The sequence below is a fragment of the Nonomuraea sp. NPDC050310 genome (genome assembly GCF_040655795.1).
In the GTDB taxonomy this organism is placed as follows: Bacteria; Actinomycetota; Actinomycetes; order Streptosporangiales; family Streptosporangiaceae; genus Nonomuraea.
Genome location: NZ_JBFAKP010000005.1, coordinates 79,784 through 100,115, shown reverse-complemented (window position 1 = coordinate 100,115; position 20,332 = coordinate 79,784). Strand labels below are relative to the sequence as shown.

At 73.6% G+C, this 20,332-nt stretch carries 23 protein-coding genes; 6 read left to right on the top strand and 17 right to left on the bottom strand.

The window, feature by feature from the left end:
- Positions 1-25: 25 nt before the first annotated feature.
- Genes AB0I67_RS15620 through AB0I67_RS15605 form a run of 4 tightly spaced genes read right to left on the bottom strand, consistent with a single transcriptional unit; the run spans position 26 to position 4,223 of the window.
- Complete coding sequence (locus tag AB0I67_RS15620; RefSeq protein ID WP_357923508.1) at positions 26-1,279, bottom strand: sugar ABC transporter substrate-binding protein; 1,254 nt, start codon at positions 1,277-1,279, stop codon at positions 26-28.
- 13 nt (positions 1,280-1,292) lie between these two features.
- Positions 1,293-2,099, bottom strand: coding sequence for a carbohydrate ABC transporter permease (locus AB0I67_RS15615; protein ID WP_357923506.1), 807 nt, complete (start codon positions 2,097-2,099; stop codon positions 1,293-1,295).
- Positions 2,092-3,030, bottom strand: a complete 939-nt coding sequence (locus AB0I67_RS15610; RefSeq protein WP_357923504.1) for a sugar ABC transporter permease — start codon at positions 3,028-3,030, stop codon at positions 2,092-2,094. The genes AB0I67_RS15615 and AB0I67_RS15610 overlap by 8 nt, the downstream gene beginning before the upstream one ends.
- Positions 3,027-4,223 carry an ROK family transcriptional regulator gene (locus AB0I67_RS15605; RefSeq protein ID WP_357923502.1) on the bottom strand — a complete coding sequence of 399 codons (1,197 nt, stop codon included), beginning with the start codon at positions 4,221-4,223 and terminating at the stop codon, positions 3,027-3,029. Before AB0I67_RS15605 ends, AB0I67_RS15610 begins: the two co-directional genes overlap by 4 nt.
- A gap of 152 nt (positions 4,224-4,375) precedes the next feature.
- On the opposite strand from AB0I67_RS15605, the gene AB0I67_RS15600 reads away from it, so the two are divergent.
- The 3 genes from AB0I67_RS15600 (at position 4,376) to AB0I67_RS15590 (ending at position 6,704) form a co-directional block, all read left to right on the top strand.
- Positions 4,376-5,521: an MFS transporter gene (locus tag AB0I67_RS15600; protein ID WP_357923500.1), complete on the top strand. Its 1,146-nt coding sequence runs from the start codon at positions 4,376-4,378 to the stop codon at positions 5,519-5,521.
- An 88-nt stretch (positions 5,522-5,609) separates the two neighbouring features.
- Positions 5,610-5,942: a YnfA family protein gene (locus AB0I67_RS15595; protein ID WP_357923499.1), complete on the top strand. Its 333-nt coding sequence runs from the start codon at positions 5,610-5,612 to the stop codon at positions 5,940-5,942.
- Positions 5,943-5,987: 45 nt separating this feature from the next.
- Positions 5,988-6,704, top strand: a complete 717-nt coding sequence (locus AB0I67_RS15590; protein ID WP_357923497.1) for a TetR/AcrR family transcriptional regulator — start codon at positions 5,988-5,990, stop codon at positions 6,702-6,704.
- On the opposite strand, the gene AB0I67_RS15585 is transcribed toward AB0I67_RS15590, so the two are convergent.
- From AB0I67_RS15585 to AB0I67_RS15575, 3 genes are read right to left on the bottom strand one after another with little or no spacing between them, the layout of a single operon-like run.
- On the bottom strand, positions 6,676-7,485 hold the full coding sequence (locus tag AB0I67_RS15585) for a 3-keto-5-aminohexanoate cleavage protein (RefSeq protein WP_357923495.1): 810 nt from the start codon (positions 7,483-7,485) through the stop codon (positions 6,676-6,678). The two genes, AB0I67_RS15590 and AB0I67_RS15585, sit on opposite strands and share 29 nt — an antisense overlap.
- 31 nt (positions 7,486-7,516) lie before the next feature.
- Positions 7,517-8,386 carry an RNA polymerase sigma factor SigJ gene (gene sigJ, locus AB0I67_RS15580; protein WP_357923493.1) on the bottom strand — a complete coding sequence of 290 codons (870 nt, stop codon included), beginning with the start codon at positions 8,384-8,386 and terminating at the stop codon, positions 7,517-7,519.
- A complete protein-coding gene (locus tag AB0I67_RS15575; protein ID WP_357923491.1) occupies positions 8,383-8,970 on the bottom strand; it encodes a peroxiredoxin-like family protein in 588 nt (195 codons plus the stop codon). Before AB0I67_RS15575 ends, sigJ begins: the two co-directional genes overlap by 4 nt.
- 127 nt (positions 8,971-9,097) lie before the next feature.
- Between AB0I67_RS15575 and AB0I67_RS15570 the strand changes: the two genes are divergently transcribed.
- Positions 9,098-10,039 (top strand): haloalkane dehalogenase, encoded by a 942-nt coding sequence (locus AB0I67_RS15570; RefSeq protein WP_357923490.1) that lies wholly within the window; start codon positions 9,098-9,100, stop codon positions 10,037-10,039.
- 14 nt (positions 10,040-10,053) lie between these two features.
- Here AB0I67_RS15570 and AB0I67_RS15565 read toward each other — a convergent pair whose 3' ends face one another.
- From AB0I67_RS15565 to AB0I67_RS15555, 3 genes are read right to left on the bottom strand one after another with little or no spacing between them, the layout of a single operon-like run.
- Entirely contained in the window at positions 10,054-10,956 is a 903-nt protein-coding gene (locus AB0I67_RS15565; RefSeq protein ID WP_357923488.1) for an aminoglycoside phosphotransferase family protein, read from the bottom strand.
- Complete coding sequence (locus tag AB0I67_RS15560; RefSeq protein ID WP_357923486.1) at positions 10,953-11,600, bottom strand: response regulator transcription factor; 648 nt, start codon at positions 11,598-11,600, stop codon at positions 10,953-10,955. The genes AB0I67_RS15565 and AB0I67_RS15560 overlap by 4 nt, the downstream gene beginning before the upstream one ends.
- Positions 11,540-12,679, bottom strand: a complete 1,140-nt coding sequence (locus AB0I67_RS15555) for a histidine kinase (protein ID WP_357923484.1) — start codon at positions 12,677-12,679, stop codon at positions 11,540-11,542. The genes AB0I67_RS15560 and AB0I67_RS15555 overlap by 61 nt, the downstream gene beginning before the upstream one ends.
- A gap of 122 nt (positions 12,680-12,801) precedes the next feature.
- Between AB0I67_RS15555 and AB0I67_RS15550 the strand changes: the two genes are divergently transcribed.
- Complete coding sequence (locus AB0I67_RS15550) at positions 12,802-13,749, top strand: hypothetical protein (protein WP_357923483.1); 948 nt, start codon at positions 12,802-12,804, stop codon at positions 13,747-13,749.
- Positions 13,750-13,848: 99 nt separating this feature from the next.
- Here the strand turns inward: AB0I67_RS15550 and AB0I67_RS15545 are convergent, their stop codons facing one another.
- The 5 genes from AB0I67_RS15545 to AB0I67_RS15525 form a co-directional block, all read right to left on the bottom strand.
- A complete protein-coding gene (locus tag AB0I67_RS15545; protein WP_357923482.1) occupies positions 13,849-14,334 on the bottom strand; it encodes an SRPBCC domain-containing protein in 486 nt (161 codons plus the stop codon).
- On the bottom strand, positions 14,331-14,675 hold the full coding sequence (locus AB0I67_RS15540) for a metalloregulator ArsR/SmtB family transcription factor (protein ID WP_357923480.1): 345 nt from the start codon (positions 14,673-14,675) through the stop codon (positions 14,331-14,333). Before AB0I67_RS15540 ends, AB0I67_RS15545 begins: the two co-directional genes overlap by 4 nt.
- 69 nt (positions 14,676-14,744) lie before the next feature.
- Complete coding sequence (locus AB0I67_RS15535) at positions 14,745-16,448, bottom strand: prolyl oligopeptidase family serine peptidase (RefSeq protein WP_357923478.1); 1,704 nt, start codon at positions 16,446-16,448, stop codon at positions 14,745-14,747.
- Positions 16,445-17,761 (bottom strand): alpha/beta fold hydrolase, encoded by a 1,317-nt coding sequence (locus AB0I67_RS15530; RefSeq protein ID WP_357923476.1) that lies wholly within the window; start codon positions 17,759-17,761, stop codon positions 16,445-16,447. Before AB0I67_RS15530 ends, AB0I67_RS15535 begins: the two co-directional genes overlap by 4 nt.
- Complete coding sequence (locus AB0I67_RS15525; protein WP_357923474.1) at positions 17,754-18,122, bottom strand: metalloregulator ArsR/SmtB family transcription factor; 369 nt, start codon at positions 18,120-18,122, stop codon at positions 17,754-17,756. The genes AB0I67_RS15530 and AB0I67_RS15525 overlap by 8 nt, the downstream gene beginning before the upstream one ends.
- A gap of 117 nt (positions 18,123-18,239) precedes the next feature.
- Here AB0I67_RS15525 and AB0I67_RS15520 point away from each other — a divergent pair, with 117 nt between their 5' ends.
- On the top strand, positions 18,240-18,602 hold the full coding sequence (locus AB0I67_RS15520; RefSeq protein ID WP_357923472.1) for a nuclear transport factor 2 family protein: 363 nt from the start codon (positions 18,240-18,242) through the stop codon (positions 18,600-18,602).
- Here AB0I67_RS15520 and AB0I67_RS15515 read toward each other — a convergent pair.
- Both AB0I67_RS15515 and AB0I67_RS15510 read right to left on the bottom strand, forming a co-directional pair.
- The gene (locus AB0I67_RS15515; RefSeq protein ID WP_357923470.1) at positions 18,599-19,333 is read right to left on the bottom strand and encodes a VOC family protein; all 735 of its coding nucleotides are present in this window, start codon (positions 19,331-19,333) and stop codon (positions 18,599-18,601) included. The two genes, AB0I67_RS15520 and AB0I67_RS15515, sit on opposite strands and share 4 nt — an antisense overlap.
- A 36-nt stretch (positions 19,334-19,369) precedes the next feature.
- Positions 19,370-20,230 (bottom strand): helix-turn-helix transcriptional regulator, encoded by an 861-nt coding sequence (locus AB0I67_RS15510; protein ID WP_357923468.1) that lies wholly within the window; start codon positions 20,228-20,230, stop codon positions 19,370-19,372.
- Positions 20,231-20,332 lie beyond the last annotated feature (102 nt).

The window sequence follows — 20,332 nt, the reverse complement described above, 5'->3', positions numbered from 1 at the left end:
GGGTCAGTTCTCCTGGTAGATGGGGTCAGCCGAGCAGCGCGTCGACCTTGGCGGCGGCCGCGGTCAGCGCTTCCTGCACGCTGACGCGGCCGGCGGCGGCGTTGCCGAGCTCCTGGGTCACCGCGTCCTGCATCTCCTGCTGACGCTTGATCACCGGGGGCAGCGCGATCGACTTGAGCGAGTCGAAGACCGCCTGGCGGTTGGCCGGCTCGGGGTCCTTCAGGTAGCCGTCGAGGACGGCCTGGTCGGAGATCGGCGGCAGCTCCCACGACGACTCGATGCGGGTGGTGGCCGCGACCTTCGACGAGGACAGGAACTTCGCCCAGGCGTAGGCCTGCTTGCCGTGCTTGGTGCCGGCCGAGGCGGCCACCGAGTTATGGAAGACCGCGCTGGCCTTGGTCACGTCACCGGGCTCGACGACCACGTCCCACTCGAACGGCACGTCCTTCAGCCCGGCGAACTGCCAGATGCCGTTGTGCCACATGGCGAGCTTGCCGGACTTGAAGAGGTTGGTGTCGTAGTCGGCGGTGCCGCCGATCTCCGCCTCGGTCGGCATGGTCTTCCCGACCTTCGACACCAGCCAGGTGGCGGCCTTGACGCCCTGCGGGCTGTTGAAGGCCGACTTCTTGCCGTCGGCCGCCAGGAACTCGCCGCCGGCCTGCTTGAGCGCCTTGTAGAACTCGAAGAACTGCACCGGCTGGAAGTCGCCGTAGACCTTGGCGCCCTTGTCGGTCAGCTTCTCGGCGGCGGCCTGCTCCTCGGCCCAGGTCCAGTCGGCGGTGGGCAGGGCCACCCCGGCCTTCTCGAACAGGTCCTTGTTGTAGAAGAGCACGACGGTGGAGAAGGAGGCGGGCAGCGCGAACTGCTTGCCCTCGTGCCGGAAGGCGTTGAGCGACTCCTCGGCGTAGCCGGCCGGGGCGGTGTCGCCGGCGACGGTGCCGAGGTCGAGCAGGGAGCCGGCCCCGGCGTAGGTCACGAAGTTCTCGTAGTTCAGCTCGAAGGTGTCGGGCGCGGTGCCGCCGGCGATGGCCGTCTGCAGCTTGGTGAAGTACTGGTCGTAGGGGGCGGTCTCGACCACCACGTCGATCGCCGGGTTCTCCTTCTCGAAGGCCTGGACGATCTTGTCGAGGTCTTTGACGTGGTCGGGCGCGGCGGAGAAGGTGAAGTAGCGCAACGTCACCTTGCCGCCCTCGGCGGTGGTGGTGTCCCTGGTGGCCGAGCCCTGCGAGCAGGCGGTGGCCAGCGCGGCGAGCGCCAGGAGGGCGAGGGTCTTCTTCATGGGGGGTTCGTCCTTACTTGAGGCCGGACTGGGCGACGGAGGCGATGACGTGCTTCTGCGCGAACAGGTAGAGGATGAGGATCGGCACGACGCTGACCACGGAGCCGGCCATGACGACGTTCCACTCGGTGGTGAAGCGGCCGTGCAGCTCGGCCAGGCCGAGCGGCAGCGTGAAGAACTCCGGCGAGCGCAGGATCACCAGCGGCCACAGGTAGCTGTTCCAGCTCGCCATGAAGGCGAAGATGGCGAAGGTGGCCAGCGCGGGCCGGATCAGCGGCAGCACGACGAAGGCGAAGATCCGCAGGTGGCCCGCGCCGTCGAGCACCGCGGCCTCGTCGAACTCGCGCGGCACCTGCTGAATGGCCTGCCGCAGCAGGAACACCCCGAACGCCGAGGCCACGGTCGGCGCCAGCACGGCGAAGTAGGTGTCGGTCAGGTCGAGGGTGCGCATCTCGATGAACAGCGGCACGATCAGCACCTGCAGCGGCACCATCAGCGTGGCCAGGTAGACGGCGAACAACGCGCCGCGCCCAGGGAACGGGAGCCGGGCGAAGGCGTAGGCGGCCATCGCGCTGGTGATCAGTTGCAGCGCGGTCGAGGCCAGGCCGATCCAGAGGCTGTTGGCCAGGATGCGCCAGAACGGCATCGCCGCCAGCAGCCGCTCGTAGGCGCCCAGCCCGGCCCCTTCCGGGGTGAAGTCGGGCGGCGAGGCGAGCACCGCGCCGTCCGGCGTCAGCGAGGTGATCACCGCCCAGGCGAAGGGGAAGAGCATCACCAGCGCGCCAGCGATCACCAGCAGGTACTTCAGCGCCTTACCCATAGGTCACCCACCTGCGCTGGCCGCGGACCTGGACGAGGGTGACCACCAGCACGACGGCGAACAGCAGCCACGACAACGCCGAGGCCGCGCCGGCTCTGCCGTACTCGAAGGTCAGCTTGTAGACCTGCTCCACCGCCACCTGGGTGGCCCCGCCGGGGCCGCCGCCGGTCATGACGTGCACCTGGTCGAAGACCTGGAAGCCGTTGATGAGCGAGATCACCACGACGAAGAAGGTCGAGGGCGACAGCAACGGCAGCGTGATGCTGCGGAAGCGCTGCCAGGGGGAGGCGCCGTCGACGCGGGCCGCCTCGTGGTACTCCCCCGGGATGGCCTGCAGCCCGGCCAGCAGGATGATCATGACGAAGCCGAGGTCCTTCCAGGCCGAGGCGAGGATGATCGACGGCATCGCCCAGTCCGGATCGGTCCACCAGCCGGGACCCTCGACGCCCAGCAGGCCGAGCGCCCAGTTGACGATGCCGCTGGCCGGGTTGAGCAGCCACTTCCACATCAGCGCCACGACCACCCAACTGGTGATCACCGGCAGGAAGTAGACGGCGCGGAAGAGGTTGCGGCCCTTCATCGCCCGGTTGAGCAACATCGCCAGGCCGAGGCCACCGGCGTACACCAGCGGGAGGTAGCCGGCGATGAAGTACAGGGTGTGCCCGAAGGCCGCCCTGGTCTCCTCCTCGCCCAGCAGGTCGGCGTAGTTGGCCAGGCCGACCCAGCGCATCGGCTGCAGCAGGTCCCACTCGTGCAGGCTCACCCACAGCGACCCGGCCATCGGGACCAGGGTGAACAGGGTGAGCGGCACCAGGCTCGGCAGCAGGAAGATCGCCACCGTGCCCGCGTACCGCCAGCGCTGTCCCGCGGTACGGCGGGGCGGCGCGGTGGCCCGTTCGACCGGCGACGCCGCCCGCGTGGTCACGCTCATGACTGGGTCCCGATCAGCCGGGCGCGCACCAGCCTGCCCTGCTCGCCCGCGGCTCCGGCCGCGTCGAACGGCGTGGCCAGCACCAGCGCCGCGGCGCCCTGCGCCCAGCTCGTCTCGTCCCAGGCCTCGACCTCGATGGAGATGTCGCGCCGACCGGGCATGAGCTGGGCGCGCACGGCGCGGTCGAAGCCGGGCTGCCAGAACGGCCAGTGCGCGACGCCCTCGCCGAGCACGACCACGACCTCGGGGTCGACCACGTTGATCAGCCCGGCGGTGGCCCGGCCCAGGATCGCGCCCGCCTCGGCGAAGACGCCGAGCGCGGCCCGCGAGCCCTCGGCGGCGGCCCGGCCCAACTCGTCGACGGAGGCGACCGGGCCCAGGTCCTGCTCACCGGCGGCGGCGAGCAGTCCGGCGGTGCCGACGAACGCCTCCAGGCACCCGGAGGAGCCGCAGCCGCAGCGCGGGCCGTCCTCGGCCACCGGCACGTGGCCGAACTCGCCCGCGCCGCCGCGCGCTCCCCGGTACACCCGCCCGTCGGTGACGATCGCGGCGCCGACGCCACGGCCGATGGTCAGCACGAGGAAGTCGCGGTGCGTGCGGCCCCTGCCGTACAGCCGCTCGGCCGCCGCCAGCGCGTTGACGTCGTTCTCCACCAGCACCGGCAGCTTGAGCCTGCGCCGCAGCCGCTCGCCGACCGGCATGCCCTGCCAGCCCAGCGTGGGCGCGTTGACGGTGCCGGCCGCCTGGTCGTCCACGGCGCCGGGCACGCCGACGCCGAGCCCGAGCAGCGGCGGCCCGTCGCTGAGCGCGCCGAGCGTGGCCTCCACCGCGTCGGCCAGCTCGTCCAGCGCGTGCGGCGAGGCCGGGTCGAACGGGCGCTCCCAGGAGCCGAGCACGACGCCGTCCAGGCGGACGTCGACCAGCACCAGGTGGTCGGCGGTCACCTTGACGCCCAGCGCGCGGCCCGCCGCGCCGATCAGGCCCAGCAACTGCGCGGGCCGCCCGCCGCGCGAGGGCTTCAGGTCGAGCTCCTCCAGCATCCCCGCCCCGATCAGCTCGCGGGTGAGCTGCGTGACGGTGGCGGGACTGAGGTCGAGCTCGCGGGCGATATCGGTACGGCTCAGCGGCCCGAGCGTGCCCAGGAGGGCGAGGATCGCCGTCCGGGTCAGGTCGCCGCGGTCAGTGCCTGCCATGTGGGGGTACCAGGCTTTCTTCGGCAATAAAGTTAGTGGTGAAAATATGGAGCCGGGCTTCGGCCGGTGTCAACCCTCCGAAACCGTTCCGAAACCAACCGGCGTGGCCCTGCTACCTTCTGCGCTGTGCAGAACTGCCGAGCCGAGTCCGGGTGAGCGCCAGGGCGGCCATGTGGCCGCTGTACGCGGCGGGCTTCACCACGGCGTTCGGCGCGCACGCCGTCGCGGCCAACCTCGGCGGCTTCTCCTCCGACGCGGTCACCTCGCTGCTGGTCCTCGGCGGGCTGCTGGCCCTCTACGACGGCGCGGAGGTGCTGCTCAAGCCGGTCTTCGGCACGCTGGCCGACCGCGTCGGCGCCCGGCCGGTACTGCTCGGCGGGCTGCTGGCCTTCGCCGCCGCCTCCGCGCTCTACGCCCTGGCCGACAGCCCGGGGTGGCTGTGGGCGGCTCGCCTCGGCCAGGGCGCGGCGGCCTCGGCCTTCTCCCCCGCGGCCTCCGCGCTGGTCGCCCGGCTCAATCCGGGCGCCAAGCACGGGCGCGCCTTCGGGGGATACGGGTTCTACAAGTCGCTCGGCTACACCCTCGGCCCGCTGCTCGGCGGCGTCCTGGTCTGGGCGGGCGGGCTGCGGCTGCTGTTCGCGGCGACGGCCGGGCTCGGCCTCGCCGTCGCGCTCTGGGCGGCGCTGGCCGTCCCTGCCGTGCCGCCGCTGCCGCGCGCCCGCCAGACCGTCCTCGACCTGGCCCGGCGACTCGGCAGCCGCTCCTTCCTGACCCCGACCGCCGCGCTGGCCGGGGCGACCGCGGCGCTGTCGGTCGGCGTCGGCTTCCTGCCCGTCTCCGGCGCGGCGGCCGGGCTCGGCACCGTGGCCACCGGGGCCGCGGTCTCCACGCTGGCGGCCAGCGCCGCGCTCGTCCAGCCGCTGGCCGGGCGGGCCCTCGACGCCGGACGGCTCAGCACCCGCACCGGTCTCACGGCCGGGCTGCTGACCACCGCCGCGGGGCTCGCCGCGGCCATGCTCCCCGGCCTGGGCGGCCTCCTGGCCGCCGCGGTGCTGATCGGCGCGGGGACCGGCCTGATCACCCCGCTCGGCTTCGCCGCCTTGGCGGCCACCACCCCGGCCGAACGCCTGGGCCAGACCATGGGCTCGGCCGAACTCGGCCGCGAACTCGGCGACGCGGGCGGGCCGCTGCTGGTCGCCGGCGTCGCGACGGTGTCCTTCCTGGGGTACGGCTTCGCCGCGCTGGCCGGTCTGCTGGCCGTCCTCGCCGCCCTCACCGTCCGGCACCGCGCACCGTAGCCGGACGGTGGCGAGGGTCCACACCAGCTCGTCGCGGGCCCGCCGGCTGCAGCACGTGTCACCTCCGGGATGCGCTGTACTGGCAGGCATGACGATCATCCGCTCCCTGGTGCTGTTCGCCCTGGCCGCGCTGGCCGAGATCGGCGGGGCGTGGCTGGTGTGGCAGGGCGTGCGCGAGCAGCGCGGGCTGGTCTGGATCGGCGCCGGGGTGATCGCGCTGGGGCTGTACGGGTTCGTCGCCACCCTGCAGCCGGACGCCGACTTCGGCCGTATCCTGGCCGCCTACGGCGGGGTGTTCGTGGCCGGGTCGCTGGTGTGGGGCATGGTCGTCGACGGGTTCCGGCCCGACCGGTGGGATGTCGCGGGGGCGCTGATCTGCCTGGCCGGCGTCGCTGTGATCATGTACGCGCCCCGCTCCTAGCCGCCACTGAGTACCCTGTACGCAGCAAGGAGGTGGCGTGGCCACGTGAACATCTGGATGCGGCCCGAGCGCCCCGCCCGGGGCCCGAAACCGGCCTACAGCCGGGCGCAGATCACCGAGGCGGCGGTACGGCTCGCCGACGCCGAAGGGCTGGAGGCCGCCACGATGCGGCGGATCGCGGCCGAGATCGGCGCCGGGGCGATGTCGCTCTACCGGTACGTGCCGAGCCGCGACGACCTGGTCGATCTCATCGCCGACCACCTGATGGGCGAGCTCGACCTCGCCAGGCTGCCCTCCGGCGACTGGCGCGCCGACCTGACCCGTTACGCCTGCGAGCTGCGGGCGATGTGGTTGCGCCACCCGTGGATCGCCGGCGTCCAGCGCTCGCGTGCCGGTTTCGGCCCCAACCAGCTCCGGCTGATCGAGCGGGTGATGGGGACACTCGACGCCCACGTTCCCGTCGACGAGAACCTCAGCCTGATGGCCCTGTTGAACGGCTACGTCGAAGGCGCCGCCCGCGAGGAGGTCACCTGGGCCGGGGAACTGCGCCGCAGCGGCCTATCCGAGGCCGACTGGCTGGCGCAGAGCTACCCGCGCATCCGGCAGATCGTGGACAGCGGCGAGTACCCGATCTTCACCAAGATCACGCTGGAGGCGCGGCAGCCGCGGCTCAGCCCGGACGAGCGGTTCCGGCACGGGCTGGAGCGGGTCCTCGACTGCATCGCCCTGGCCCTCACCGAAGCAGCCGCCGAGCGGCCCTGACCAGGGCGGCGTTGTCCGGGGCCGGGGAGCCGCCGGGCAGATGGAGGGTGTCCTCGAGGCCGATCCTGGCCGCCAGCCCGCGCGCACCGGCGAGGGCCAGCACCGGCCAGGCCGAGCCGTCCTCGCCGTGCAGCAGGATCGGCCTGGCCGCGCGGGCGGTGTTCGGCCGTCCGGCGCGGGCGACCTTCGGCCCTCCGGCGCGGGCGGCGTGCGGCCGTTCGGCGTGGGCGGCCAGGCGGTCCAGCAGGGCGGCGGCGGTGGACACGGCGGTGTCCGGGTCGGTGTCGGTGATCTCCGCCAGGACGCGCGTCACCCGGTGCGCGCCCGGCCAGGCGAAGAAGCGCTCGACGACGTCCACCCCCGCGAAGACTCCCGCCCCGCCGGCCCCGGTCCCGGAGAAGAGGCCGGCCTCGACGGCGACGCCTCGGGCGAGCAGGGCCTCGGCGAGGTCGGCCGCGCCGTCCTCGTGCCAGTTCACCGAGGCGTGGTCGGGCAGCACGCCCCACTCCCGCACGCGGGCCGCCCGGTCGGGGCCGGTCCAGGCGCCGGTGGTCACGCCGACCGGGATGCCGGGGACGGCCGCGCGCACGGCCGAGACCGCGGCGGCCACCTGCGGGGCCGCCATGGTGTCGGCCCCGGCGTCGTCCTTGGGGTGGAGGTGGATGTCCTCGGCGCCGGCCGCGACCGCCGCCCGCGCGGCGACGGCCAGTTCGGCCGGGGTCGTCGGCAGAGCGGGGTGCTCGCTGCGGCTTCGCGAGCCGTTCAGGCAGACCTGCAGCATGCGGGAAGACCTTCCCCCGGCGGCGCGCCCGTCACGGTGCCGCGTCGCCGAGGGTGGCGAGCTTGTCGGGGTTGCTCACCACGTAGACGTCCCGCACCTGCTCGCCGCCGTCCTCCAGGTCGAGCACCATCACCGCGAACGGCGTCTCGTCGGCGAACAGGACCACCGACGGGTCGCCGTTGACCTGCCGGTAACGCACCTCGACGTCGCCGACCTCGCGGGCGCCCGCCAGCAGCACCCGGGCGACGTTGTCCCGGCCATGCACCGGCCTGGGCCCGCCGACCGCGGACTTGCCGCCGCTGTCGGCCCACAGGGTGACCTCCGGCGAGAGCAGCTCCAGCAACGCCGCCAGGTCGCCGCCGAACGCGGCCGCGATGAACCGCTCGGTCGCCTCCCGGTGCGTCCGCTGGTCGACGCGTGCGCGCGGGCGGCGGGCCCGCACGTGCTCACGGGCCCGGTGCGCGAGCTGGCGGACGCCGGCCGGAGTGCGTTCGAGCATCTCGGCGATCTCGGTGTGCCGGTAGCCGAAGACCTCGTGCAGGATGAACACCGCGCGCTCGGCCGGGGTCAGCGTCTCCAGCACCACGAGCATGGCCAGCGACACCGACTCGGCGCGTTCGGCCGGCTCGGCGGCGTCGCCGGTGGTGACCAGCGGCTCGGGGAGCCACGGGCCTAGATAGGTCTCCTTGCGGCGGTCGAGGGCCTTCCGGTGGGCCAGGGCCTGGTTGACGGCGATCCGGACCAGGTAGGCGCGATGGTTCTCGATCCGCGCCAGATCGGTGCCGGACCAGGCCAGCCAGGTCTCCTGCAGGACGTCCTCGGTGTCGCCGACGGTGGCGAGCATGCCGTAGACGACGGAGAACAGCAGTTCGCGGTGCTCGGCGAAGACCTGCTCGTTCACGCGTGGCTCCGGGCGAGCGCCAGCAGGTCCTCGACGCTCCACTGGTCGGCGGCGTGCCTGCCGTACCGCACGGCGAGCAGGACGCCGTCGGGGTCGAGCAGGAAGTCGGCGGGCAGCCCCGTGACGTTCTCGCCGCTCCGGGGGTACGGCCGGCCGCCACGGAACACGCCACGCATCACCACACCGTAGGTGCTGGGCCGCACCGGCGCGAGCCAGGCCCGCGGATGCAGCACCGAGCGCACCGACCGGCCGACGCCGAACGCCTCGTAGAGCTCCTTGCCGGGGTCGGCGACGACGTCGAACGGAAGCGCCTCGTGGTGCGGCAGCAGGTCCTCGGCCGGGGAGTGGAAGACGGCGATCTCGTGGAGGCCGACGGCGGTGAGGTCGGCGTGCCGTACCGCGAACGTGCGCAGGTGCACGTTGCACACCGGGCAGCCGGCGTAGCGGCGGAACTGCAGGTGGGTCAGCCCGCCGGGCGCGGGCAACGACACCGGCCCGCGCAGCCCGGCCGGCCGGCGGGGCGTGACGCGGTCGCCGGGCGCGAACCTGGCCCGGTCGAGAAGGTACCGCTCGATCTTGTTCATCGCCGCTCCCGCGACGAGTCGTGTCGGCTCATGTCCATAAGAGGGATCCGGCGCCCGGAATGTGACGTCACACTTCGCCCTCGCCGGATCTCTCATCGGCATGACCGGAACATCGCAGGAAATGGACATGAACGTGCTGAGGACCCCGGAGGAGCGGTTCGCCGACCTGCCGGACTACCCGTTCACCCCCCACTACGCCGCGCTGGACGGCGGCCGGGTGCGGATGCACTACCTCGACGAGCGCCCGGCCGGGCCCGCGTCCGGGGAGACGGTGGTGCTGCTGCACGGCAACCCCTCGTGGAGCTACCTGTACCGCCGGGTCATCCCGCCGCTGGTCGCGGCGGGACACCGGTGCGTCGCGCCCGACCTGATCGGGTTCGGCAAGTCGGACAAGCTCGCCGACCGCTTCGGCTACACCTACCAGCGGCACCTCGACTGGCTCGGCGAGGCCCTGTTCGACGTGCTCGGCCTGCGGGAGCTCACCCTGGTCTGCCACGACTGGGGCGGTGCGCTCGGCCTGCCTCTGCTGGCCGCCCGGCCCGGCCGGTTCCGCCGGGTCGTGGCCGCCAACACCGGCCTGAGCACGGGCGAGGAGGACCTCGGCGAGGGCTGGCCGATGCTGGCCTCCTGGTTGCAGTCCAGCCAGCGGACCCACCCGTTCAAGCCGTCGGCCGTGATCGACGCGATGACCGTCACCGAACTGGACCCGGGGGCGCTGGCCGCCTACGACGCGCCCTATCCCGGGGAGGCGTACCTGACCGGGGTGCGGCAGTTCCCGCTGCTCATCCCGATCACGCCGCAGGACGAGGTCACTCCGGTGCTGCGGCAGGCCTGGCGGGCGCTGGAGGGGCTGGACGTGCCGTTCCTGTGCGCGTTCAGCGACCTCGACCATGTCAGCCGGGGTGACCACCGGGGGCTGAGCGACCGGATCCCGGGGGCGAAGGGGCGGGCGCATCCGCTCATCACCGGGGCGGCGCACTTCCTCCAGGAGGACGCCGGGCCGGAGCTGGCCGCGGTGATCAACGAGTTCATCGCGGAGACGGGGGCGGGGCCAGCGGCGGCTCGGTGAGGGTGGCGGCGGGGTCAGTCGGCCAAGATCCGCTCCAGGGTGGTGAGGCCCATCCGGCTCATCGCGGGGTTGCTCGTCACGTAGTACCAGGCGGCGCCCATCGCCTGCTGGAAGGCCCAGGCCTTGCCGCGCTCCCACGTCAGGTCGTCGCTGTCCAGCCGCTCCCGGAGCACCTTCCGGGGGCCGGGCTCCAGGAGGTGCCAGGCTGCGACGAGGTCCAGGGCCGGGTCGGCCGGGCCGAAGCCGCCCACGTCGAGGACGCCGGTGAGCCGGTCGCCGGAGACGAGCAGGTTGCCGGGGATGAGGTCGCTGTGGCACATCACGTCCGGCCCGGCGGGCGGCAGCACCCGCAGGCGCTCCCACAGCGCGCGCAGGCGGGGGACGTCCAGCAGGTGTTCGCTGCGCTGGAAGCAGGTCTCCATCCAGGCGTCGTGGGAGCGCAGGTCGCCGCCTCGTCCCTTTCCGGTGAAGGTGCGCCCGCGGGTGTCGACGGCGCGTAGGTCGGTGATGAGGTCGGCCAGGTCGTGGGCGAAGGCGGTGGAGGTGGCGACGGAGTCCGGGGTGGCCATGGTGCCTGGGAGCCAGGTCTGCACCGACCAGGGCAGCGGGTAACCATCGCCGGGGGAACCCAGCGCGACGGGTTCCGGGGTACGGAACCGGGTGCGACCGGCCAGCTCCCGGGCAGCCGCCGCCTCCGCCTCCAACTCCCCCCGAAGGCCGTCACGCACCGAGGCGGTGACGCCGGGCTGGAGGGGGAAGCGGGCGGTCAGGTCGTCGCCGAGGCGGAAGATGGCGTTGACCGTGCCGGGCCCGGTCACCTCGGTGACCGGGAGATCGCGCCACTCGGGGAACTGAGAGGCCACCAGGGCACGCACGAGCTCCGGAGTGATCGTGAGCTGGTCGTCGTGCATCCTCATCCCAGCTCTCCCCCGCTCGTGCCGGCCCGGCCGGTCGCCCACGCCCAGCCCGCGACGGCGACCCGGTTCTGGGCCCCGACCTTGCGCTGAAGGGTGGCGACGTGGTTCTTCACCGTCCCGGGCGACAGGAACAGCTCGGCGGCGATCTCCGCGTTGGTCCGCCCCTGCGCGACGAGCGTGACGACCTGCTCCTCCCGCTCGGTCAGGACCACGTCGGAGCCCTCCCGAGCCTCACCACGCCGCGCGAGCAGCCCGACGGTGAGCTGCGGGCTGATCAGGACGTCCCCGCTCATCGCCGCACGAACCGCCTCGACCAGCAGCGCCGGGCCCGACCGCTTGAGCAGGAACCCGGCGGCGCCGTGCCGGAGCGCGGCGTCCACGTACTCGTCCAGGCCGAAGGTGGTGACCACGACGACGTGGATGCCGGTGTCCCGCAGCGCCCGGGTGACCTCGATGCCGTCCGCGCCCGGCATCCGGATGTCGGCGAGCACCACGTCCGGCTTGATCGCCTTCGCGGTGTCGATGGCGGTCCGGCCGTCGGCGGCCTCGGCCATCACGCTCATGTCGGGTTGCGCGTCGAGGATCAGCCGGAAGGCGCTGCGGATGCCTTCCTGGTCGTCGGCGAGGAGGATGCGGGTGGCCATTCCGGCGATTGTGCCAGCGGCAGCCGGACGGTCAACGACCACCCCTGCGGTACGGCTGCCGCCCGCAGTTCCCCGCCGTGCGCCTCGACCAGCGAGGTCAGGGCGGCCAGCCCGGTGCCGCCGCGCCGCCCGACGGGCTGGGCCGCGCGCACGCCGTCGTTGGTCAGGCTGAGGTCGAGGCTTCCGGCGGAGGCACTGACCCGCAGGCCGACCAGCCGGGCCTGCGGCGCGTGCCGCCGGATGTTGGTCAGCCCTTCGAGCACCACCCGGTAGGCCAGGGCCGAGGTCTCCGGTGGCACGTCCGCCGCCTCCAGCGTCAGCTCGACCCGGGCGGGCCCGGCGGCGGCGAACCGGCCGGCCGCCTCCCGGATGCCCTCCAGGTCGCCGCCGGGGGTGAGCGGGATGTGGTGGTGCAGCGTGTCGTGGTGCAGCGTGTCGTGGTTCAGCGTGTCGTGGTGCAGCATGTCGAGGGTGCGGTCGAGCATGGCGAGCGCGCGCTGCCCGGCCGCCTCGACGCGGCCGAGCGCCTCGCGGGGGTCGCCGGCGACCGTGCCGGCCTGGGCGTGGGCGACCATCTCGCTGATGTCGTGCGCGAGGTAGTCGTGCAGGTCTCTGGCCAGGCGCAGGCGCAGCTCCAGGCGGGTGCCGGCGACCGCACGCGCTTGCCGTACCTCGGTGTGGCGCAGGTGGCCGCCCACGGCGGCGGCCAGCGCGGCGCCCGCGCCCCAGAACGCGCAGGCCCCCACCGCCTCCAGCGGCGAGGCCGCGTCGAAGACGCGCAGCAGCCAGGTCGCCGCCGCCAGCGCGACCAGCGCGGCGAGCACGGCTGCTCGCCGGCCGGGGACGAAGCGGACGACCACCCCGGTGAGCGCGGTCAGGACCACGCTCTCCGCCATGGACAGCGCGTCACCGCCGGGACCGGCCACCACCGGGCCGGTCAGGTGTGCCGCGGTGACCAGCAGCGACGTGCCCGCCGCGACGACGGCGGCCACGGGCAGGCCGGGACGGCAGCGCGGCACCGACCCGGCCACGACCGCCAGCAACGCCACGAACAGGGCGACAACCCCCAGAACACTCACCAGGGTGACGATACGGGGCTGAACGGCACCCGATCGAAGGTGCCGAACGGCACCCCTCGGGGCTTCTGAACGTGCCGAACGGCATCTGTCAGGACATCGGCCCTGGCCAGGAGGCTGGTCCCATGACGATCTCCCTTCACCACCGGTCGGCCGCGGCGGCTCTGTGGGGCCTGGCCTACGGCGGGCTCGGCGCCGCGTGGGCCCTGGGCGCGCCCGGATACCCCTGGGGCGCCGCCGACCCCGACCCGGACGGCGCGCTGTCGATCCTGGCCTGGACGACCCCCGGCTTCGGCTGGGTGGTCGCGGCCTTCGGGCTGCTGACCGCCGGCGTGGCCGTGGGGGTGGCCCGGGGCGTGCGGGCGGCGAGCTTCCTGGCCTGGGTCATCGCCGCGTTGCTCATCCTGGTCATCCCGGACTCGCGGCTGATGATGGGCGTGGCCTACACGCCGCTCCTGCTGATCGGCCCGCTCTTCGGCCTGCTCGACGGCGCCGGCCTGGCCGACGCCTGGCACTGGCCGGTCTTCAACCAGTTGCTCTGCATCACCGGCGGCCTGCTGCTGGCGTCGGTGGCCCTGGCCTCGGCGCGCGGGCAGGGCGGGTTGCGCTGGTTCACGCCGCAGCGGGGCCGCGTCGCGGTCTACGTGGCGGTCGGGGTGCCGCTGGTGTACTGCGCGACCCGCTGGGCGTGGGCGCTCGGCATCCCGCTCGGCGTGAGCGACGCCTTCCTCGCCGGGGGTGAGCCGAGGCTCTGGCTGGCCGGGGCCTACCTGGCCACCTTCGGCGCGCTCGGCGGGGTGCTCACGCTCGGCCTCGTCCAGCGGTGGGGGGAGATCTTCCCGCGCTGGATCCCGTGGCTGCGTGGCCGGCGGGTGCCGCCGCTGCTCGCGGTGATCCCCGCCGGGTTCGTGTCGGTCATCATCACGGTCGCCGGGATCACCTACCTCCGGGCGACGATCGCGGGCCGGTTCCGCTGGGCGGAATGGGGGGCGTGGCTGCCGGAGTGCTTCTGGCCGATCTGGGGCGCCGCGCTGGCGACCGCCGCGATCAGCTACCGCCGCCGCCGAGCCTGACCCCGGTACGGCAGGCCGCCCGGTACGGCAGGCCGCCCGGCGGAGCAGGCGTGGCGGGCCGACCGGCGCGGGAGGGCCGCCGGTCGCCCGCCGCGGCGGCTACTTGGCCAGCAGGGCGTCCATCTGCCCGACCGACAGCCGCAGGCCCTCCACCATGCCCATGGCCGCCATCTGCTCCATGTGCTCGCGCGAGTCGAAGACCGAGCGCAGCTCCATTCGCGTGCCGCCCTCGTGCTCGACCAGCCGCACCTGGGCGGTGTTCGTCGGCAGTTCGGCGGAGGGCGTGCCGTCGGGGTCGGCGAAGCCGTCGATGAACTCCAGCGACTTGGGCGGGTTGACCGACGAGATGCGCCACCAGCCGCGGTGCCGCTCGCCCTCGGGGCTGGTCATGTAGTAGGTGACGCTGCCGCCCGGGGTCAGGTCGTGCTCCTCGACGGTGGCCGGGTAGGTGGGCGGGCCCCACCAGCGCTCCAGCTTGCGCGGGTCGGCCCACAGCTCCCAGACCTGCTCGACGGGTGCGTCGAAGTCGGCGGTCAGGGTGAGGGTGAGACTGTCGAAATCGGTCTTGACGTCGGTGACGCTCATCTTTCCGTTCCTCTCCTCGGTTCGGCTTGCCCCGGGGCCGGCTCCTCGGCCAGCAGGGCGGCCATGCGGTCCACGCGTCCCCGCCAGAGCGCTTCGAGCTCGTCGAGCGACTGGCGGGCACGGGCCAGGGCGTCGGGGGCGGTTCGCACGATCTGTTCCCGTCCTCTCCGCTCCTTGGTGACCAGACCGGCCCGTTCCAGCACCGCGACGTGCTTCTGGACCGCCGCGAAACTCATCGGGTAGGCCTCGGCCAGCCGGGAGACCGACAGCTCGCCCGTGGCGCACCGTCGCAGGATGTCCCGGCGGGTCCGGTCGGCCAGCGCGTGGAACGTCTGATCCACGGCCCCATCATCTACAACCATTTGGTTGTAGGTTACCGCCGACGGCACCTGCTGTCCACCACCCACCCGCTACGACCTGCCGGGATTCAGCCGGCGGAACCACTCCCTGGTACGGCGCAGCAGATCCACCCGGTGCGCGCGCTCCGCGATGGTGTGTCCCTCCCGCGGATAGACGACGAACTCGTGCTCGACCCCGAACCGGCGCAGCGCCCGGTGCAGGAACACCGCCTGCCCGAGCGGCACGTTGGCATCCTCCGCCCCGTGCACGATCAGCACCGGGGTGGTGATCCTGGCCGCGTAGGAGATCGGGCTCCGCTCGTCGTGCGGATGCGGCCCGGCGCCCTCCCAGCCGATGCCCAGCCGCCCGGGGTCGGCCACGCCTTGCTCGATTAGCAGGTCGAGCCCGGTCAGCACGTCCTGCCACTCCTCCTGGCCGACGGTGCCGGCGGCGGCGAAGGCGTGGCCGTGGCCCTGGCCGCCGCGCGGGTTGGGCAGGAAGACGGCGTGCCCGTCGGCGGCCAGCCACTGCGCCGGTTCGTGGGTCTGCAGGAGCAGCTGGTCGGCCCAGCGCCCGTACGGCCCGCCGTGCAGGAAGGTGACCAGCGAGAACGGGCCGTCGGCGCGGGTCTTGCCGGGCGGCAGCACGAGCAGGCCGTCGAGGTTCAGGCCGTCGGCCGCCCGGTAGGCGAGGCGCTCCTGGCGGCCCCAGGCGACGGCGCGCAGTTCGGGGGCGGTGTCGCTCTGCCGTACCAGCGGGCCGTCGGCGGGCCCGGTGGGCTCAGCGGGCCCGGCGAAGACCGAGCGCGGCTCGTGCGCCTCGCTCCTGGCCAGCGCGACCGTCGCCCCGTCCGCTGCGGCGCTGAGCCGGACGGCCTGGCCGCGCAGGCGGCGGAGCTCGGTGAAGCGGCCGGTCGCCGGATCGAGGCGGTGCAGCGCCGAGTCCAGCCCGTGGGCCGCCAGCATCAGCCCGCCGCCGGCCAGGTCGACCGGGCAGAACGGCAGGCCTTCGGTGAGGTTGCGGTGCGCGGGGTTCGAGCCGCGGCTGACCGGCGTGGGGCAGGCGTGCTCGCCGGTGAGCGCGACGTCCAGCACCGCGTTCCCGCCGGCGAGGCCCGGCGGGGTCGTCGCGAGGTAGAGCAGGTGCCATCCGTCGGCCGCCGCCCACCAGGTGAGCGAGTGGGCCGCGGCTGCGGTCCGGCCCAGGTCGTGCACCTGCCCGGTGGCCGGGTGGAACAGATGCAGCCGGGGCGCCAGCTCGCCGGGGTCGGGGTCGGCCGACTCCTGGGTGAGGACGGCGAGCGGACCGCCCCCGGGCCGCTCGGCGACCTCGGCCACGTGCCGGCCAGAGAAGACGTCCGGGGTGGTGACCGTGCCGTCGCGCAGGTCGAGCAGGCGCAGCCGGTCGTGCCCGGCGGCCTCGCTCCACACCCAGGGGTCGGGCTCGCCGGGATCCGGGGACAGCACGACGACCGTTGCGAGGTCGGCGAGCGGGACGAAGTCACGGGCCGCCACCGGCCAGGAGGTACGGTCGCCCCCGTCGGCCCGCTCACGCCACAGTTCGCCGCCGGCCAGGAAGAACAGGTGCCGGGAGTCGGCCGACCACCTGGGGGTGCGCCCCTCCCCCACGGTCCGGGTCGGCCCGCCGACGGTGACCACGTGCAACGTGCCGCCGGGCTGCCGGCCGTACCCGATCCTCCGCCCGTCGGGCGAGAGCACCGGGGTGACCGGCAGCCCGGCGTCGGCCACCAGGCCGGCGCTCAGCGGCAGGCTCATCCGAGCAGGAAGGCGCGGATCTGCTGACCGACCGCCTCGGGCGCCATCCAGAAGGCGGAGTGGTCGTGGTCGGGCAGGGTCAGCACGGTGACGTTCGGCAGGATCGCGGCCAGGGCGTGCGCGCCGCGGCGGATGAACTCCTCGCCGTTGCCGCCGACGGCCACCGCGACCGGCGCCTCGATCGACCAGCGGTCGGCAGGCAGCGGCTTGCCGTCCTGCAGGCCCTTCAGGATCAGGCCGTCGTAGGTGTAGGTGTGCGCGTTGGCGGCCATGGCCTCCCAGGACGGGTCCGCCTTCATCATCGGCAGGTACTCGGCCGGGACGCGGATCATCTCCGTCATGAAGTACTCGACGGCCTCGCTGCGCCGGCCGGCCGCGACCAGGGCCCGCTGGTGCTCCAGGTAGTCGGCGGGCGCCGGCGGGCGGGAGTCGTCGACGATGAAGGGCGGCTCGTAGAGGTAGACGCCGGTCACCTTCGCGCCCAGGGCGCTCGCGGCGTCGAGGGTGATCCCGCAGCCGCCGGACCCGCTGGCGAGCGCTGCCGTACCGCCGACCACGTCGATCAGGGCGGAGATGTCGTCGATCTCGCGCGCCGGGTCGTAGGGCTGCGGGTCGCCGCTGGCGCCCCGGCCCCGGCGGTCGAAGGTGATCACGGTGAAGTCCTCGGCCAGCACCTTGGCCAGGCCGGCGACGCTGGTGTGGTCCTCGGTGACGTTGCTGACCACGATGATCGCCGGGCCGGAGCCGGTCTGCTCGTAGGCGATGGTGGTGCCGTCGGCGGAGGTGAGGGTGTTCAGCTCGGACATGATGGGCTCGCTTTCGTTGTTCGGGGTGTCGACCAGGCCGGCCAGCCGGTCGAGGGCCTCGGCGTAGCCTTCGGCCATCTCGAGCTCGACCGCGCGCTGCAGGGCCTGCTCGTCGGGGAAGGTGGCGGCGACCTCGACCGTGCAGCCGGTGCCGGCCGGGGTGAAGGTGGCCGTCGTGGGGAAGGTGTCGGGACCGTCGGCGCGCCACTCCTGATCGGCGAAGGCGCCGTCGTAGCCGAGGCGGGCGCCGGTCTCGACGACCTGGTAGGTGGCGAGGGTGCGGACCGGGTCGGCCGATCCGTCCGCGGGCGCGATCTGGAAGCGCCAGCGGCCGCCGGGCCGTACGTCCATCTCGTAGACGGTCGCGTCCCAGCCCTGCGGGCCCCACCAGCGGCTGATCGCCTCCGCGTCGGTCCAGGCCCACCAGACGCGCTCGACGCCCGCGGTGTAGGTGCGGGCGATGCGCACGGTGTTGCTCGCCCGGTCGATCGTGATGCCGTCAGGCATGGTCGTCCTCCTTGCCGGTCGGTGCGGTCGTCCCTGTCGTGGCGCGGTCGTCCTCGTCGAGAAAGGAGCCGAGGCGGTCCAGCCGCTCCGACCACAGCTCGGCGAAGCGCTGCACCCAGTCGCTCAGCTCGCGCATCGCCTCGGGGTGGAGCCGGTAGATCCGCTGCTGCGCCCGTTTGCTCGACTCGACCACCCCGGCCTCGGCCAGCAACCGAAGATGCCGGGAGACCTGCGGCTGGCCGAGACCGAGCGCGTCGACGATGGCTCCCACGGGCTGGGGGCCGTCCCTGAGCAGTTCGACGATCCGGAACCGGTTCGGCTCGGAGATCGCCGTCAGCCGCTGTTGCACGCTGTTGACCACACCTCGAATATACACAGCGGCGTATATACACGCAAGCACATATGCGGAGGCTTGTCGCCCGGCGCTGCCGCACGTACCGTCCGAAGCAGCGACCCCCGCCCCCGCCAAGGAGAGCGCATGGCCCACGACGAGGCACGCCGCGTGTTCCAGGAGGTCGACTCGTTCGACGTCGGCCGGTTCGTCCGGCTGCTCGCGCCCGACGCGCGGCTGGTGTTCGGGAACGCCGAGCCGATGGCCGGGCATGCGGCCATCGCCTCGGGGCTGGAGGCCTTCTTCGCCACCATCGCGGGGCTGTCCCACCGCATCGTCCGCTCGTGGCGGGTGGAGGCCGACACCATCGCCGAGACCGAGGTCACCTACCGGCGGCTGGACGGCAAGGAGGTGAGCGTCGTGGCCGTGTCGATCTGGCGGAAGGGGGCGGACGGGCTGATCACCGACTACCGCATCTTCGTAGACCTGGCCCCGCTCGCCGTGCCCTAGCCGATCACCGAGGCGGGCGGCGCCACGCAGAACTCGTTGCCGTCCGGGTCGGCCATCAGGATCCGGCCGCCGCCGGTGTGGCCGGTGGCGATCCGGGTGGCGCCGAGGGCGATCAGCCGGGCGACCTCGGCCTCCTGGTCGCCGCCGGGCGGCGGGGCGAGGTCGAAGTGCAGGCGGTTCTTGCCGGTCTTGAGGTTCACCGGCGGCCCGCCCCAGGTGATCTTCGGGCCGCCGTGCGGGGAGCGGATGGCGGTCTCCTCGTCCTGGTCCCAGACCAGCGGGTAGTCCAGCGCCGCGGCCCAGAAGTAGCCGACCGCCTGGGTGCCGTCGCTGGACAGCGCGCCGAGGAAGCCGCAGTCGGCCAGGAACTTGTTGCCGGCGGGCAGCACGCACAGCTCGTTGCCCTCGGGGTCGGCGAGCACGACGTGCCTGGCGTCGGGACCCTGCCCGATGTCGAGGTGGCGCGCGCCCAGCGCCAGCGCCCGGGCGACGGTCTCCTGCTGCTGCTCCGGGGAGGCGCTGGTCAGGTCGAAGTGGATCTGGTTGGGCCGGTCCTTCTTCTCCTGCGTCGGCAGGAAACGGATGGCGAACCCGGTGTCGTCGTCCGGCACCAGCGTCGGCCCGCCCTGGGGGTCGTCGACCAGGTCCCAGCCGAAGACGCCCGACCAGAAGCGGCCGAGGGCGGGCGGGTCGTTCGCGTCGAAACAGAGCGCTACGAGCTGGGACGTCATCCTGGTTCTCCCCTCGACGGGCATTCTGGCGGCACGCTAGCTCGCCGGACGGTCGCGGGGCCAGCGAATATCGGCTCCGGCGAGCCGGCGCAGCGCCCGCTCGGAGGCCGAGCCGGGTTCGGCGGCGAACAGGTCGAGCCCCCAGCAGGCCGGCGCGTCGGGGAGGCTGACGCGCTCGCCGTACAGGGTCAGCTCCCCGGCCGCCGGGTGGTGCAGGACGTGGGCGCGCGAGCGGGCGCGTGCGACCGGGTGCTCGGCCCACAGCCGAGCGAAGTCCGCGCTCAGCGCGAGCAGGCCGTCGAGGTGCGCGGCGAGCCCGGCGTCGCCGCGGAAGCGCCCGAGCAGCACCCGCAGGTGGGCCACGTGCTCGCGCGCCGCCGCCTCCCACCCCGCGCCGTACAGCTCCCGCAGCCGGGGTTCGGTGAACAGCAGGTGCGAGAGGGTGCGGCGCTCCTCCGGCAGAGCGGCGAAGTCGCCGAAGACCGCGACCGCGAGCCCGTTCCAGCCGACGAGCTGGGTGTGCCGGCCGAGCGCGAGCGCGGGCGTCAGCACGAAGGACTCCAGCAGGTAACGCAGGCTCGGCGGCGCCTGCGGCGAGGTCACCGCCGGGCACGGCCGCGGCGGCCTGGCGATCTCGTGCAGGTAGGTCAGCTCGTCGGCGTCCAGGCGCAGGGCGGTGCCGACCGCGTCCAGGATGTCGTCCGAGACGCTCTCGGGTCTGCCCTGTTCGAGGCGGGTGTAGTGGGCGATGCTCACCCCGGCCACCCGGGCCAGCTCCTCCCGTCGCAGCCCCGCGACCCGGCGCATGCGGCCGTAGTCGCGCAGCCCGACATCCTCGGGCCGCAGCCGGGCCCGGCGTGATCGGAGGAAGTCCCGCAACTCGGTCCGCTCGTCCACCCGGCCAGCCTAATCACGCCGTGCGTACCCACAGCACGGGCCTGGCCGGGTGCGGGCGGCGGCTCCAGGCTGTCCGGAGGAAATCCCCGACACCCTGTGGAG